A 15,688-nucleotide genomic window follows, 5' to 3' on the forward strand; every position below is an offset into this window, starting at 1 on the left:
TCATACCCTAATTCTATTATCATTTAATTGTTCAGAATTAAATGTTTGTATCTCTCTACAACTTAAATAAAATAGATTTTTAGCATAGTATGTTCCCATTTCCTTAAAATCAATTTCATAGTCACCATTATAATTAAATTTTTCACTGAACTTAATTGATGTCCTACTAGCTAAAGCATATCTTAATTCCAAAATGCTATATATGTTATAGTTGTTATCCATGATATATCCGCTGTACGTTGGATCTAACATAATCCATTTCCTTTTCTCACTAATAAACACTTCGCATACAACATGGTTATCACCATCATATGGAGAAAACGGTATTAGATATACAATCCTAGCTTTCATCCCCATAGCAAGACAGCACTCCGTCAATATAATAGATAAAGCCGCGGCAATTTATGCCCTATTTAGATCCTTTATTATAAGAATAACTCAGTAAATCCAACGCATTATTTACACTATATTTATTACCATAGTCCCCTTTATGGTATACATGGTCAGATAACCAATTTAAAAGATTGATTGCCATATTCTCTTCATTAACTCTTCCAGCTACTTCATCAATATGGTACTTATCTTTTAACTCCTTTGCTTCCTTACCATCATAAATATATCTAATTCTAATGCAGTCATTATCTTTTCTAAACTTGTCCGTCATCTTAAGTATGCCTGTATAAACATCATAATTCACATATATTCCCCCTGCATAGTTCCATTTTTTCAGTGCGCACACCTTAAAGTTCTTGATAATAAAGCAAAATAGCTTACAAGAGAACTTTTTTATAAGTCCTTTTGTAAGCTATTCTAAGTAAATTGGAGGCGCCACCCAGATTTGAACTGGGGATAAAGGTTTTGCAGACCTCTGCCTTACCACTTGGCTATAGCGCCCTATGCTATGGAGCGGAAGACGAGATTCGAACTCGCGACGTTCACCTTGGCAAGGTGACGCTCTACCACTGAGCCACTCCCGCACTATAAAAACATGGTGGCCAGACCAGGAATCGAACCAGGGACACGAGGATTTTCAGTCCTCTGCTCTACCGACTGAGCTATCTGGCCAAAATGGCGACTTGGAAGGGGATCGAACCCTCGACCTCTGGCGTGACAGGCCAGCACTCTAACCAGCTGAGCTACCAAGCCAAGTTACCATGTTAGACATATAAGTGGTGGGCACTACAGGGCTCGAACCTGTGACCCTCTGCTTGTAAGGCAGATGCTCTCCCAGCTGAGCTAAGCGCCCACACATACGTCTTAATCAAGACAAGAAAAATTATACAACAAAATAGATTATATGTCAATATGTTATTTATTATTTTCTAATCTTTTTATGAGACTTCCTACCTCATCATTGGTAAATACATATTTTTTGTTGCAAAAGTTACATACTACTTCTTCCTGTTTACCATCATCATATATCTCTTTTAAATCCTTCATTCCAATACTTATAAGTGCCTTTTCAACTCTATCTCTTGAACAATCACATCTGTATTCAGGAACTATACCTTCATCTAATATTTTCAAATCCATATCTTCAAAAATAAACTCTAGTATATCCTCTACGGACATTCCTTTGGCTATAAGATCTGTTATTGAAGGTATTTCTTGAAGCCTATAGGTTATAAGATCGGCTACTAAGTCGTCTGCTCCTGGCATCATCTGTATTATAAATCCACCTGAAGCTTTTATTGATAAATCCTTATCTACAAGCACTCCAAGGCCAACTGCTGAAGGTGTTTGTTCCGAATTCACATAGTAATATGCAATATCATCACCTATTTCACCAGTATATATAGGTACTTGACCGACATATGGTTCCTTTAACCCCATATCCCTAATTACAAGCAAATTTCCATTCTTTCCTATAATTCCTCCAACATCTAGTTTTCCTTGACTATTAACAGGCAAATCTGCATTAGGATTTGCTATATATCCTTTTACATGAGCATCGCTATAAGATGTTACTGTTACACTTTTAGCTATTCCGCCACCATTTATCTTAAGAGTAATGCTGTCAGATTCTGCTTTAAGTTGTGCTCCCATAAGAACTCCTGCAGTAAGCATTCTACCAAGAGCCGCTGCTGCTGTAGGTGCGCACTTATGAGTTTTAACCCCCTCATTAACCATATCTGTTGTTATGGCTGCAATTATTCTAACATCTCCATTTTTAGCAGTTGCTTTAACTAATTTATCTGCCATTACTTTTACCTCCTAATTTAACTAAATACGTTATTCTTTCTGTGAATTTTTCAACTTTTTTATTACTATAGCAATCAACTTTATCTAATATATTAAGTTGTCCATGTTTTAAATACTTTTCTATATCCTCTTCCTTGTACGCCCTTTCTTCATGTTCTTCATCAAATCTTTTATAAAACTCACCATCTCTCACAAAAAAACTTATGTACATTGACACTAAATCATCTTCAAATTGATTTTCCCAATAATAAAAAACTTCATCATCATCATAATTAAAATCATTATTACCCAAAACCTGTGAGAGTTTATAATATGAGTTTATATCAAATATAAAAACTCCACCTTCTTTTAAATGGTTACTCACAGCTTTAAAATATTTTTTCAAATCATCACTATCTATTATATAATTTGTAGAGTCAAGGCAGCAAGTTATAAGATCAAATTTTCTATTAATATTTAAATTTGATATATCCTGACATGCTAGTCTTGGTTTTAATCCTTGACTCCTAAATTTATTTTCTGCTTCTGAAAGCATTTCTTGAGAAAGATCTACTGCCCATGTATTTTTGAACTTAGGGCATAAATTTTCTGTAAGATTTCCTGTACCACAGGCTAAATCGAGATAATCATCAAACACCAAATTATTTTCTACACACTTTTCAATTATAAAATCGCTCCATTTCTTATAATCAACATCAGCTCTTATAAGCTTATCATAAATATGTGCAAACTTATTATAACAATTCATTTATGCACCTTCCTCAATTATAATTATTGGAGTTTTTTAGTATTTCCTCATTTTTAGGCATCTTTAAGTTCTTTTTAACTCTTGTCATTATGCCACCTATCCTTCCAGTCTCTTCAGCAGTTAAATATCCCCATCCATATTTATCGACTTTGTCCTTTAATCCTAATTCCTCAGCTATCTCATATTTTAATTTTTCTCTTTGCTTCTCTAGTTCAGTAAGCTCCTTATGTGATTTTATTTTAGACTTAATCACCTTTTTAAGCGGTGTTTTCCCCATATAAATCCCTCCAAAATAGTATAAATAGAATTTTAACACGCTATACTATTTTGCTCATAATAACGTTTTTTATTCTAATTTATGAGAAGAAATCAATCCGCCGTTATTTTATCATAAAATGGTTGATGAAGCGCTTATAAACTAAGCATAAAATTTAAAACCAAAGCTTTAAAAGCAATAGAATTACCAAAAAAGTGCCTCCTATAACCAATAAAAAAATTGGTAAAAAGGCTTCAAATGCAGCAATTATAAACGCTAGTTTATCTTTAAATCCGATTTGAACATTTTCATCTTTAAATTCCGAATGGTCTTTAACACCTCTCACTAAAAACACTCCTCTTGCTATTATCCCACAAACTATATTAAATTACATAACAAAAAATGTCCACCATAAAATATAACTTTTTATTTAGTATCAACAGCTTCCCTTAGAGAATCTCCTAGTAAATTTATTGACATAACAGTTAGAAAAATGCATATTCCTGGAGGAATCCAAAGCCACGGATAATGATCAAAGGTATAAAAATCTCCCACAACCTGTATCATATTTCCCCAAGATGCAGATGGTTCTGTAATCCCAAGTCCTAAAAAGCTCAAGGTTGACTCCATCATAATATTCCCTCCTACAGATAGTGTAGAGAAAACTATGATTTGTGGAAGAACATTAGGAAAAATATGACTAAACATTTTTCTTCTATCACTTATCCCTAATATATCAGCAGCAAGCATAAATTCTTTATTTTTCAATTTTAAAACTTCTCCTCTTACAATACGTGCCAAAGACGGCCATTGAAGTATACTCAAAATCGCAACAATTAAAAATATTCTTTCCTTATCTGAAATCTTCATATCAGAAAATATTGCACCTAAAACTATCAATATGGGTAAAACTGGTATTGACATAACTACATCTGTAAATCGCATAATTAAAGTATCTAGCATGCCTCCATAATATCCTGAAACAATGCCAAGTATAACTGCCATAATTGCTTGTAGCAAAACGGAAAATATACCTATCATTATTGATATTCTTCCTCCATACATTAGTCGTGTAAGTACATCTCTCCCAACCTTATCTGTTCCTAGAATGTGTTCTACAGATGGTGCACTTTTAATATTAGAATAATTAATATAATCTTCCCCATATTTACTTAAAAAAGGTCCCAAAAACGCAAAAGCTATAATTATAAATAAAATTAGCAATCCCAATAATGCTCTTCTATCTCTTTTAAGCCTGCTGTATACTATTTTATAAAATCCTATATTCCTTTTCATCTGAACACCTACTTATATTTTATCCTTGGATCAATGACTGCATACAATACATCTGCAGCCAAATTACCCACAAATGTTAAAATTACAACAATCATATTTATCCCCATAAGCAAAGGATAGTCTCTTTGCAAAACAGCATCTAAAGATAACTTTCCAATACCGGGCCAGCCAAATATTTCTTCAGTAACTATAGCTCCTGTGAACAAATTAGCAATAGATATACCGAATATAGTCACCAAAGGTATCATAGCATTTTTTAGAGCATGCTTGTATATTACTACTTTTTCATTTAGACCTTTTGCTTTTGCTGTAATTATATAGTCCTTATTTATAACTTCTAGCATACTAGCTCGTACATACCTTATAAGTGTTGCAGCATTTACAATAGTTAAAACTGCACATGGTAGCACCATATGATATAGTATATCTAAAAGTCTTTTAATCCCATGGAAATTCTCCCCTGTTGCTGTCATTCCTTCAACAGGAAATATATTCAAATCTGCAGCAAACCACTTCATTAATATAAGTCCCAAGAAAAAGGTTGGCATGGAAATTCCCACTAAAGAAAATACAGTAAATCCAGAATCAAAAATCGAATGCTTTCTTATTGCAGATATTGCTCCAATTGGTATTGCTATTAATATTGCTAGTATAAAAGATGCAAATTGAAGATAAAAAGAGTTCCATATATACTTATTAATTACACTTTTCACTGGCTGATTTAATTTATACGACCTACCCAAATCACCATGAGACGCTCCATAAAGCCATTTACAATATTGAATTACCTTAGGCTCATCAAGATGGTATTTATGTCTCATTTCAGCTTTTTCTTTAGGACTTATATTCATAGACGTAGCTATATCACCAGGTGCAAGTGTAAATATCATATATATTATAAAAGAAGTTATAATTATTATCGGTATCATGAAAAACAGTCTTTTTACTATATATCGAATCATAACCAATTCCCCCGTAAATATAAAAAATTGTGCCTGATAAAAACACCAGACACATAAAAAATTATTTAAGTTTCGCCTTCCATAAGGATGCTGTAAAATCCTTATAAGGTGTAATATCAATACCTTTAACTCTTGAACTTATTGCCCACATATCATTTCTTTGATACATAAATATGGTTGGCATATCATCATTTATTATCTTCCATACTTTTTGATAATCTTTTTTTCTACTATCAAAATCTTGTTCTTTTAATGAATTACACATTTCCTTATCAAGCTCTTTATTAGAATATCCAAAGAAATTTTGTGCTCCCCCTGTCTTAAACACTACAGATTGGTCAGGATTTGCACTAAGACTTCCCGCCATAAAGAACATATCGAAATCATTATTTTGAACTTTAACGTTAACACTTGTAAAATCCATTGAATCCACTAAAACTTCAACACCTAGCTTTTTATAATTTTCCTTCATTATTGGAACAAGAATATCATTAACTGGATTCTCAGCGCTAGCTAAATAATGTATTTGAAATTTCTTTCCATCTTTCTCCCTAACGCCATCATTTCCTATTTTCCATCCTGCATCGTCAAGCAATTTATTAGCCTTACTAGTATTAAATTTGTACTTATTTACATCGTTATTATAATTCCAAGAGGCTATAGATTGAGGCTCATTGCATATTAATCCATAATTTCCAAAGATATTTTTTACAATACTTTCTCTATCTAAACCATAAGTTAAAGCTTGACGTACTCTTTTATCCTTAAACATATCTCTATTGATATTTATTCCAATATATCCATACACATTCGCAGGAAATGTTACTAAATCAGCGAATTGAAAACTTTTGATTTCTTCTATATTTTCATCATTAGGCTTAATTTCATTTAAATCTATCTCACCATTTTTAATCATCTGCATTGCATTATTTTGATTAGTAACTTTTAATATCACTTTCTTCACTTTTGGTTTTCCACGCCAATAGTTAGGATTGGCCTCAAAATCATATTCCTCGCAAGATTTACTTCCCTTAAAAATGTATTGTCCCGAGCCTATTGGCTTATCTCCTGCGGCCTCTATTGACGATACATCTCCTTGCTTGTAATATTTACCAAAATATTTTTTTGGTAAAACAAGTGTTCTTGCAAGAGAATATATAGCTGATGTATTTTGCTTTTCAAGTTGAAAACTTATAGTATTGGAATCTTTAATTTGTATTCCTGCTCTTTATTTGCTTTTCCATCGTAGTAATCCTTCCAACCCTTTATATCTACTGTTGAAGGGTCAAATGTAATACTACTACATAGCTTGTCACATAAATAAGTGAAGGTAAATTCCACATCCTGAGCAGTTAGAGGTGTTCCATCACTAAACTTAACATTGTCCTTTATGTGAAAAGTATAAGTAAGTCCATCTTTTGATATATCCCATTTTGCAATTCCTGGTATAGGCTCTCCCTTTTCATCTACATCTCCAAGAGATTCATACATCATCTCCCACATATACTGATTATAAACGGACCCCGAATTCAAAGGTACCATTTTTCCATCATCAGGCTTCTCTATACCAACTATTAATTCATCTTTTCTCTTTTCGGCTAGTTTAGGAACCTTATACGGTTGTGATGCTTTTATTGTTTGTACAGTAGTTTTTGAAAAGTTATTTGTATTTTTGTTCACAGCAATTTGTCCACATGCAGTTAGAAATATCATGACATTTGCTGAAGCAATTAATGACATCATATGCCATTTTTTCATCTTTATCCCCCTTTTTCCCTTTATTCTTTAACTTTATACATAATATTTAAGCAAAATAGCGCAAAGCCTTTAAAACAATTTACTTTTTTCTATAAAGTAATTGTCTTTTATGTAAATTTTTTTCATAAATTACCAGTTGAATATAATAAGTGTCAATATATATATAATTTTTTTAATATGATTTATGTTACCACTTTTCTTATATAGTGTCAATTACTAAAAGTTTATAAATTTATTAGAATATTTACATTATATATTATGTTTTAAATAGGCTTTTTTAATAATATTAATGCTTCGCATTTACATTATATTTCACTGATTTATATGTTATTACATATACAAACAATAATATTTATTATTCTCTATATTTTTTTCTAACTAAATTATATAATTAGTTATATATATTATAGTAATTTAATTTGTATCATTTATAATGGTAAAATGATATAATATAGGGAACTTAATTCAACTTATCTTTGTAGTATCCATATAAATGTTGGCTCTTTTATACTGAATTAAGTTAACTCTACATCAATTAAATGTATATAAATATACGTCTTTTGATTTTAACAGTCATCATTTTAAGCTAACAATATGTAATTAAGGAGAGTGATTATGATTGAGTATTTTCAAAGGATCAGCTGTTGCACTTATTACACCTTTTACACAAGATGGAGTAAACTTCGATGAATTAAAAAAATTATTAGAATGGCATATAAAAAACAAAACAGATGCTATTGTTATATGCGGAACTACAGGTGAAGCTTCTACTATGTCCTTAAATGAAAGAAAAGAGACAATAAAATATACAGTAGAAACAGTAAATAAGAGAATACCTGTTATCGCTGGTACTGGAAGCAATAATACAAAATCTTCTGTAGAAATGAGTATATGGGCAGAAAAGATAGGCGTAGATGGTGTTTTAGTTATAACACCTTATTATAACAAAACTACTCAAAAAGGTCTTATTGAACACTTCAAATCTATAAATGATAATATAAATATTCCTATAATATTGTACAATGTACCAGGAAGAACAGGATTAAATATACTTCCTGAAACTTTGTATGCAATGAGAGACCTTAAGAATATATGCGCAATAAAAGAAGCAAGCGGAAATATAAGTCAAATAGCAAAAATCAAAGCTCTTTGTAGAGATCGGTTTGATATTTATTCTGGAAATGACGATCAAATAGTACCTATACTTTCTCTCGGAGGCTCCGGTGTTATATCAGTACTCGCTAATATAATTCCTCAAACTGTCCATGATATGTGTTTCTCTTATTTTCAAGGAAAAACCACTGATGCCTTAAATCTTCAGTTGGATACCCTTTCCCTTACAAATAGTTTATTTATAGAAACAAATCCTATACCAATAAAGACAGCTATGAACCTATTAAATTTTAATGCAGGTCCCCTTAGACTTCCTTTATGTAGTATGGATGAAAAGAACTTAAATACATTAAAAACAGATTTAAAAGGCTATGGTCTTATAAAATAACGGAGGTAACAAAAATGGTTAAAATTTTACTAAACGGTTGCGGTGGCAAAATGGGAACTGCAATAACAAATCTTTCAAATAATTACGACAACGCTTCAATATCAGCTGGAGTGGATAAATTTCCAAAATCAAACACTGGCTATCCAGTATTTAAATCTATAGCTGAAGTTAATGTAGATTGTGACGTAATACTAGATTTTTCAAGACCTGATTCATTAGATGAAATACTTAAATATTCATCTCAAAAAAAATTACCTATAGTACTTTGTACAACTGGATATACAAATGAACAAATTGATAAAATAAATGAATTCAGCAAAAGCCATACTGTTTTCCGCTCTGCAAACATGTCCATTGGTGTGAATATAGTAAACAATATTCTAAAAAGTGTAAGTTCTATCTTATATGAAAATTATGATATTGAGTTAATTGAGAAACACCACAATCAAAAGGTTGATTCTCCAAGTGGAACAGCACTTCTACTTGCAGATACTATTAAAAATGCTATATCAGAACAGATTGATTATATTTATGGAAGAGAAGGCGTAAGCAAGAAAAAGCACAATGAAATAGGAATTCATGCTGTAAGAGGTGGCAGTATTGTAGGTGAACATGATTTGATATTTGCAGGCGAAGGCGAAACAATTGAAATCAAACATACTGCTCAATCAAGAGACGTATTTGCTGCTGGTTCCTTAAAAGCATGTATGTATATATGTGATAAAGGCCCTGGACTCTACGACATGAACGACGTCCTCGGAATGTAAACCTATGAAAGTTTGGGCGAAGCCCATTATGTTCATGAGCTTAAAGTAACCTCTATCTTGGCAATCCAAAAACACCCAATACCTTCTTTGGGTTGGGTGTTTTTAATATTAATTTCTTTTGTTATAAATTATTTTGTACTTCTACCCACTTTTCTATTCTATTCATACACTCCTCTAATTCCTTTTTACTATATGCATATGAAATTCTAGCAAATCCCTCACCTTTTTCACCAAATGCAGATCCAGGAACTATTGCCACCTTAGCCTCATTAAGAAGCTTTTCGCAAAATTGTTCACTTGTCATTCCAAAACGTGATATATCAGGAAATATATAGAATGCTCCTTTAGGAAGTCTTACCTCAAATCCCATATCTTTGAGCCTCTTATACACATAATCTCTTCTTTTCTTAAATTCATTTTTCATGTATTGAACATCTTCATCACAATTTTTAAGTCCCTCTAAAGCTCCGTACTGAGATATTGATGGTGCGCAAGTTGTTGTATACTGGTGTACCTTTAAAATACTACTCATAAAACTACTTTCAGCACAAACATATCCTATTCTTAATCCTGTCATAGAAAAAGTCTTAGAAAATCCACTAACAACAATAACCTTTTCTCTGATGTCTTCATACTGTGATACTGAATAGTAGTCATCCTCGTAACATAAGGCACTATACATTTCATCTGTAACCGCTATGATATCATTATCCTTTATAATTTTATGTAATTTTTCATTATCTTCCTTAGATATAACAGTTCCCGTAGGATTAGATGGATATGATAAAACCATAAATTTAGGCTTTTCATTTTTAATTTTATTCTCTAGTTCGTTAAAATCTATTGAAAATTCACTTCCATAAAGTCCATAGGTTATAACTTCTCCTTCTAAGAGCTTCGTGCAGCTAGCATATGCAGGGAAAGACGGATCTGGAACCAAAACTTTATCCCCTTTATTTAAAAGAGCTTGGAATATATCTAATATCCCCTCAGTTCCTCCTGCTGTAATACATATTTCATCTTTGCTGTAGTTTATATTGAATCTCTTTAGGTATTTGCTTATTTCATTTCTTAGCTCATCTATTCCTGCATTGGATGTGTATACAGTCTTATTATCCTCTATAGCTCTTACCATTGCTCTTTTCACCTTGTCCGGTACAGGAAAATCCGGCTGACCTAATGTAAGAGATATTGCCCCTTGAACTTTTATAACTTTATTATAAAATTTTCTTATCCCTGATATCTGTATGCTATTAGCACCTTTAGATATTTTACTACTTTCCATTTTTATGCCCCCTATAAAATACATTTAGAGTTACTATCCTGAACACTTTTATAATTTATAAAATTACGATATTAAAGTTATACAATAATTCAATTTATGGTATAATTCTAATATAAATGTGGTTTACGCTATTATTTAATAATAATACAACTCACATTTAATAGTGTCAATTCTTAATCTTTTAAAAAGGTTATGATACATAAAATATTATTTTTATTAATACAGGAGGCTATTTAAAATGAACTACGATTTAACAAATCCATACGAAATTGCAAAATACATAAAAGAGGCAAAAAAAACAACACCACTTAAAGTATACGTAAATGGTAACTTAGGCGACTGTACAGCAGATGATATTGACTGCTTTGGAACAGATGACTTTTACATTTTATTTGGTGAAAGTGACAAAATATCAGCTTTCTTAGAATCACATGGGGATAAAATTAAAAAATTCAAAATAGAGCAGGATAGAAGAAACTCAGCAATACCTTTAATTGATATGACAAAAATAGATGCAAGAATTGAGCCTGGAGCTATTATAAGAGATAAGGTATCCATAGGAAAAAATGCTGTTATAATGATGGGTGCTGTTATAAACATAGGATCAGAAATAGGCGAAGGTGCTATGATTGATATGAATGCTGTCGTTGGTGCTAGAGGTAAAATAGGAAAAAGAGCTCATATTGGTGCTGGAGCTGTAATTGCTGGAGTTTTAGAACCACCTAGCAAATCACCATGTGAGATTGGAGATGATGTTCTAATAGGCGCTAATTCTGTTATACTAGAGGGAGTAAAGATAGGTGCTAATTCTGTTATAGCTGCTGGTTCAGTTGTAGTTGAAGACGTTCCTTCTGGTGTTGTTGTAGCAGGAACTCCTGCTAGAATAATAAAAGAAGTTGATGATAAAACAAAAGATAAGACTCAAATAATGGATGATTTAAGAAAATAGTAAATACAAATTTCACTCTTTACTTTCTAGGTAAAGGGTGAAATTTATTATATTGCTCTAAATTACCTTCTTGTCTTGAGCATTCTCAATACCTATATTAACTATATTAGCTTCCTCAGCATTTTCTTCATCTCCAACTCTTTCCATCTTAGATATGGAAACTTCATATGCTGTTTTCTTCACTGTATCCTTTTCATTCACTTTCTTTTGATATTCTCTACTTTGAAGTCTTCCCCATATTCTTATATTGTCTCCTACCTTTAAAGTCTCGCAAAATCTAGAATTCCTACCCCATGCTATTGTGGGTATGTAGTCTGACTTGTTATAGGATCTATTAACAGCTAAAAGCATATCAGATATCTCTCTCCCAAAAGGAGTTGTTCTATAAACTGGTTTTTTGCATATGAATCCATCTAAAAATATCTGATTAGGGTTTTTACTTCTTTCACTGCAATATTGAATATTACGTGTAAAAACTGTAAGTATAAGTCTATTTGCTCCATCAACAAATTTATTATAAGATCTAAGCTGCCCTTCTACAATTACTTCCTTTCCTACATCTAAGTCCATCCCTGTAATTAACCTTTCTGAAACAGTTACAAACAATCTATCCTTGGCATCGCTTAATCTCTGAACATCAAGATAAAAATTATAAAAACCTTCCCCATACATTTCATGACTAAATTCAAGTTTAGATGCAATTACTCCTTCAAGATAAAGCTTATTATTTAACATTAAGTTATCCATTATAACCCTTCTTTCCCTTAGTTATTTAATTATCACTTTAAATATAAAATATTTAATTTTTTGCTCAACTTTATTTCCATTATAATACAATTTTACACCTAATTTCAATAGCCTATTTTTTTACTTGCCTGCCCATATAATCAATATAATAGTTATTATCGTAAATTAAGTCAGATATTCTCACGAATTTATACCCATCACTTTTTAATTTATTTAACATTCTATCCAAATTCTTTGGAGTATATTTTGCATTGTTGTGAAAAAGTATTATTGATCCTGGTTTAATATTTTTAATAACTCTATCATATTCTACATTCTGACCTTGTTCCTTCCAATCTATACTATCAATATTCCATTGTATACATTTATGTCCTGTGCTTTCTGCTACTTCAATTGTAGAACTATCATAGGAACCTGATGGACATCTAAAAACCTTTGTTTTGGTTCCTGTAACCGAATAAATCTTCTCATCAGCCATAGCTATATCTTTTTTTATATTTTGCTTTGACATTGTAGTCATATCTAAGTGCTTATATGAATGATTACCTATCTCATTTCCCCTTCTATAAATCTCTTTTGTTTCATTAGGATAATCTTCTACCCATCTTCCTATAAGAAAAAAAGTCGCCTTAGCATTGTATTTATCTAATACATCTAAAATCTTCATGGTGTTATCGTTACCCCAATTTGAATCAAATGTTATAGCTATTTTTTTATCTTTAGTATCGACAGAATATATAGGTAATTTTTTATCTTTATCGACAAAAACTCCTATATTATTTTTATGCATATACATAAAAATACCTACACAAAAAATTAAAAGAAAAATGGGAAAAAATAGCTTTTTCACGCATACCTTTCTAGCATATATTACATGCAAACCTTACCCTCCTTTCTATCCATATCTATACAAATTTATTCCTTAAAAAAAAATATATGAATGAATATAAAAAAAACACAAAAACTATTTATAGAATCATAGATAAAACTTAAGTTATCGTTGTTAAAACCTAAAGTATCTTTAACAGCATAACTTAATAAACATCTGATTCTCATATATCAAATTTTAAGGAGGTTACAAAATGCCTAATAGACAAACAACCTTTACAAATGTACGTGGTCATAAAGAAGAATTTTCTTCAAGAGATTTGAATATACAGAATAGATATATGGCAAGAGAAGTTGACCTACAAAAATCAAAGCTTAAGGAATATGAAAAAGATAATGTTGTAGGTGATAAAAAGGATGTTAAAATTCCTATTAAACACAAATTAACATAATATAATGATTATTTATAAAAAAAAGCACCTATATATGGTGCTTTTTATGTTATAATATTTATATTGATAATTACGAGCGTTAATTATCGTTTTTCATAATATGCTTAAGGAGGAAAAAAGATGTTTGAAGACACTTTAGAATTAGCTGAAAACAAACTTCTTTTGCTTTATATATTACATAAATTAGAATTTCCAATTTCGAAAAATCAATTTACCGAAATAATTCTTGAAAACAATTTTATGAATTATTTTATACTTCAGCAGTATATTTCCGAACTTATATCTTCAAATTTTGTTAAATCAGAACAGAAAGATAATAAACACAGTGTTTCCATTACTCATAGCGGTACAAAAGTTTTAAACTTATTTATAAATAGGCTCAGTATAGATAAAAAGGATTTAATAGATAAATATATATCTTCTAACCTTCACAATATAAAAAATGCTATAAGTGTTACGGCTGATTATACAATAGCAAACAAAAATAGTTTTATCGTAGATTTAAAAGCCATTGAAAACGACATAACTTTAATAGATATAAAATTAAATGTTGTTTCTAATAAACAAGCTAGAGACCTCTGCAATAAATGGAAAAGTTCATCTTCAGAAATATACAATAAAATAATAAACCTTCTTACCAATGATTAAACAAAAATAATACCTGTAGGTTCATTTCCTATTGGTATTACCTTTTTTTTGCCCGAAATCATATCCATACAAATAAGACTATTGTTATAGCTGTCACCTACATATATTATACTATTTTTTTTCAGTACTCCTCTTGGCATACCTCCTACATATATTCTTTTCATTTCCTTTTCTTCATCTAAATTAATTATACTAATAGTACTGTCTCCAAAATTTGACACAATACAGATATTATTGTCATAAAATATATCAACAGGCCATTTGCCAACTTCTATACTGCATCTTTTTTGTATATTATTTAGAGGTATTATACTTATAGTTCCATTGTGGTCTGTGCCTATATTGCTTTCGCAAACTATTACCTTTTCTCCATCCTTAGTAAAAACAGCTTTTGTAGGATATTCTCCCACTTTTATTCTTTTTATATAACTAGAACTTCCCTCCTTAAAAATTGTAATACTGGAACTTCCCATATCAGATGTTACAAACATGTTATTCTTAACATTAAAATCTATACTATGAGGCATGTATCCACATGGAATTATTTCCTCTATGGCTTCATTTTTAATATCATATTTTATAATACTATTAGAATCACCACATATAACGTATGCCTTATTTCCCAATATCCTTAGGTCATTACAATGCATACCTATAAATGAGCTTTTGTATACCTTTCTACTCTTAAAATTTATAAAAGATAAAGTATTACTAAAAGTATTTGAGGTTACTATGTCATCATTATACCTACAAATACCATGAGGTCCAATTCTGCCGGTTTGGATTCTTAAACTAATTTTTGAGGACTCTTCTAATGTATCCAAATCTATAACAGATAAATCATCTGAACCAGAATTACACACACAAATAGAACTCACAATTTTGCCACTTCCTTTCCACAATAAATATAATATGAACCTTCGATGGTTATTGTTATAATAATATTGACATATAAGTTATTTTTAATGTATATTTTATACAGATATAAGTTTGTACTAATTTTACTTATGAAAGGACTGATATAAATGCAACATGTATATAAAACAAAAGGTGTCTGTGCATCAGAAATTCATTTTGATGTTGAGGATAATATAATAAGGAAGGTCGATTTTTTAGGTGGTTGTCCTGGAAATACCCTAGGTGTAAGCAAATTAATAGAAGGTATGTCTGTCAATGAGGCTATATCAAAATTAAAGGGAATAGACTGTAGAGGAAAAGGCACATCTTGCCCTGATCAACTTTCAAAAGCTTTAGAAGAATTAAAACAAGACGCAGTATAAATTTTAATT

20 protein-coding genes and 5 tRNA genes are annotated in these 15,688 nt (G+C 30.7%); 6 read left to right on the forward strand and 19 right to left on the reverse strand.

The window, feature by feature from the left end; all coding sequences use genetic code 11:
• The 15 genes from CA_RS12140 to CA_RS20370 form a co-directional block, all read right to left on the reverse strand.
• The gene (locus tag CA_RS12140; RefSeq protein WP_014518978.1) at positions 1 to 357 is read right to left on the reverse strand and encodes a hypothetical protein; all 357 of its coding nucleotides are present in this window, start codon (positions 355 to 357) and stop codon (positions 1 to 3) included.
• A gap of 52 nt (positions 358 to 409) precedes the next feature.
• The gene (locus CA_RS12145; protein WP_014518979.1) at positions 410 to 697 is read right to left on the reverse strand and encodes a hypothetical protein; all 288 of its coding nucleotides are present in this window, start codon (positions 695 to 697) and stop codon (positions 410 to 412) included.
• Positions 698 to 820: 123 nt separating this feature from the next.
• Positions 821 to 894 (reverse strand) — tRNA-Cys (locus tag CA_RS12150).
• An 8-nt stretch (positions 895 to 902) separates the two neighbouring features.
• Positions 903 to 977, reverse strand: a tRNA-Gly gene (locus tag CA_RS12155).
• 12 nt (positions 978 to 989) lie between these two features.
• Positions 990 to 1,065 (reverse strand) — tRNA-Phe (locus CA_RS12160).
• A 4-nt stretch (positions 1,066 to 1,069) separates the two neighbouring features.
• A tRNA-Asp gene (locus CA_RS12165) sits at positions 1,070 to 1,146 on the reverse strand.
• Positions 1,147 to 1,170: 24 nt separating this feature from the next.
• Positions 1,171 to 1,246, reverse strand: a tRNA-Val gene (locus tag CA_RS12170).
• 62 nt (positions 1,247 to 1,308) lie between these two features.
• Positions 1,309 to 2,202 (reverse strand): Hsp33 family molecular chaperone HslO, encoded by an 894-nt coding sequence (hslO, locus tag CA_RS12175; RefSeq protein ID WP_010965667.1) that lies wholly within the window; start codon positions 2,200 to 2,202, stop codon positions 1,309 to 1,311.
• On the reverse strand, positions 2,192 to 2,950 hold the full coding sequence (locus CA_RS12180) for a class I SAM-dependent DNA methyltransferase (protein WP_010965668.1): 759 nt from the start codon (positions 2,948 to 2,950) through the stop codon (positions 2,192 to 2,194). Before CA_RS12180 ends, hslO begins: the two co-directional genes overlap by 11 nt.
• A 13-nt stretch (positions 2,951 to 2,963) precedes the next feature.
• Complete coding sequence (locus CA_RS12185; protein ID WP_010965669.1) at positions 2,964 to 3,227, reverse strand: small, acid-soluble spore protein, alpha/beta type; 264 nt, start codon at positions 3,225 to 3,227, stop codon at positions 2,964 to 2,966.
• Positions 3,228 to 3,381: 154 nt separating this feature from the next.
• Positions 3,382 to 3,552 (reverse strand): hypothetical protein, encoded by a 171-nt coding sequence (locus tag CA_RS12190; RefSeq protein ID WP_010965670.1) that lies wholly within the window; start codon positions 3,550 to 3,552, stop codon positions 3,382 to 3,384.
• An 80-nt stretch (positions 3,553 to 3,632) separates the two neighbouring features.
• Complete coding sequence (locus CA_RS12195) at positions 3,633 to 4,502, reverse strand: ABC transporter permease (RefSeq protein ID WP_010965671.1); 870 nt, start codon at positions 4,500 to 4,502, stop codon at positions 3,633 to 3,635.
• 8 nt (positions 4,503 to 4,510) lie between these two features.
• On the reverse strand, positions 4,511 to 5,464 hold the full coding sequence (locus tag CA_RS12200; protein ID WP_010965672.1) for an ABC transporter permease: 954 nt from the start codon (positions 5,462 to 5,464) through the stop codon (positions 4,511 to 4,513).
• 61 nt (positions 5,465 to 5,525) lie between these two features.
• The gene (locus CA_RS12205) at positions 5,526 to 6,683 is read right to left on the reverse strand and encodes an ABC transporter substrate-binding protein (protein ID WP_341271489.1); all 1,158 of its coding nucleotides are present in this window, start codon (positions 6,681 to 6,683) and stop codon (positions 5,526 to 5,528) included.
• Positions 6,656 to 7,222, reverse strand: coding sequence for an ABC transporter substrate-binding protein (locus CA_RS20370; protein WP_010965673.1), 567 nt, complete (start codon positions 7,220 to 7,222; stop codon positions 6,656 to 6,658). Before CA_RS20370 ends, CA_RS12205 begins: the two co-directional genes overlap by 28 nt.
• 619 nt (positions 7,223 to 7,841) lie before the next feature.
• On the opposite strand from CA_RS20370, the gene dapA reads away from it, so the two are divergent.
• Together dapA and dapB are read left to right on the forward strand one after the other, a co-directional pair.
• Entirely contained in the window at positions 7,842 to 8,723 is an 882-nt protein-coding gene (gene dapA, locus CA_RS12210) for a 4-hydroxy-tetrahydrodipicolinate synthase (RefSeq protein WP_010965674.1), read from the forward strand.
• Between the two features lie 14 nt (positions 8,724 to 8,737).
• Positions 8,738 to 9,490, forward strand: coding sequence for a 4-hydroxy-tetrahydrodipicolinate reductase (gene dapB, locus CA_RS12215; protein ID WP_010965675.1), 753 nt, complete (start codon positions 8,738 to 8,740; stop codon positions 9,488 to 9,490).
• Between the two features lie 121 nt (positions 9,491 to 9,611).
• Here dapB and CA_RS12220 read toward each other — a convergent pair whose 3' ends face one another.
• Positions 9,612 to 10,775, reverse strand: a complete 1,164-nt coding sequence (locus CA_RS12220) for a pyridoxal phosphate-dependent aminotransferase (protein WP_014518980.1) — start codon at positions 10,773 to 10,775, stop codon at positions 9,612 to 9,614.
• A 238-nt stretch (positions 10,776 to 11,013) separates the two neighbouring features.
• Here CA_RS12220 and dapD point away from each other — a divergent pair, with 238 nt between their 5' ends.
• Positions 11,014 to 11,724: a 2,3,4,5-tetrahydropyridine-2,6-dicarboxylate N-acetyltransferase gene (dapD, locus tag CA_RS12225; RefSeq protein WP_010965677.1), complete on the forward strand. Its 711-nt coding sequence runs from the start codon at positions 11,014 to 11,016 to the stop codon at positions 11,722 to 11,724.
• Positions 11,725 to 11,781: 57 nt separating this feature from the next.
• On the opposite strand, the gene CA_RS12230 is transcribed toward dapD, so the two are convergent.
• Complete coding sequence (locus CA_RS12230) at positions 11,782 to 12,471, reverse strand: single-stranded DNA-binding protein (protein WP_010965678.1); 690 nt, start codon at positions 12,469 to 12,471, stop codon at positions 11,782 to 11,784.
• Positions 12,472 to 12,583: 112 nt separating this feature from the next.
• Positions 12,584 to 13,351: a polysaccharide deacetylase family sporulation protein PdaB gene (gene pdaB / locus CA_RS12235; protein ID WP_010965679.1), complete on the reverse strand. Its 768-nt coding sequence runs from the start codon at positions 13,349 to 13,351 to the stop codon at positions 12,584 to 12,586.
• Between the two features lie 202 nt (positions 13,352 to 13,553).
• Between pdaB and CA_RS12240 the strand changes: the two genes are divergently transcribed.
• Together CA_RS12240 and CA_RS12245 are read left to right on the forward strand one after the other, a co-directional pair.
• On the forward strand, positions 13,554 to 13,751 hold the full coding sequence (locus tag CA_RS12240; protein ID WP_010965680.1) for a hypothetical protein: 198 nt from the start codon (positions 13,554 to 13,556) through the stop codon (positions 13,749 to 13,751).
• A gap of 120 nt (positions 13,752 to 13,871) precedes the next feature.
• Entirely contained in the window at positions 13,872 to 14,399 is a 528-nt protein-coding gene (locus tag CA_RS12245) for a DUF4364 family protein (RefSeq protein ID WP_010965681.1), read from the forward strand.
• Here CA_RS12245 and CA_RS12250 read toward each other — a convergent pair.
• Positions 14,396 to 15,277, reverse strand: a complete 882-nt coding sequence (locus tag CA_RS12250) for a YncE family protein (RefSeq protein ID WP_010965682.1) — start codon at positions 15,275 to 15,277, stop codon at positions 14,396 to 14,398. The two genes, CA_RS12245 and CA_RS12250, sit on opposite strands and share 4 nt — an antisense overlap.
• Before the next feature lie 147 nt (positions 15,278 to 15,424).
• Here CA_RS12250 and CA_RS12255 point away from each other — a divergent pair, with 147 nt between their 5' ends.
• Complete coding sequence (locus CA_RS12255; protein WP_010965683.1) at positions 15,425 to 15,679, forward strand: TIGR03905 family TSCPD domain-containing protein; 255 nt, start codon at positions 15,425 to 15,427, stop codon at positions 15,677 to 15,679.
• Positions 15,680 to 15,688: the final 9 nt, after the last annotated feature.

The sequence above is a fragment of the Clostridium acetobutylicum ATCC 824 genome, assembly GCF_000008765.1.
Classification (GTDB): Bacteria; Bacillota; Clostridia; order Clostridiales; family Clostridiaceae; genus Clostridium_S; species Clostridium_S acetobutylicum.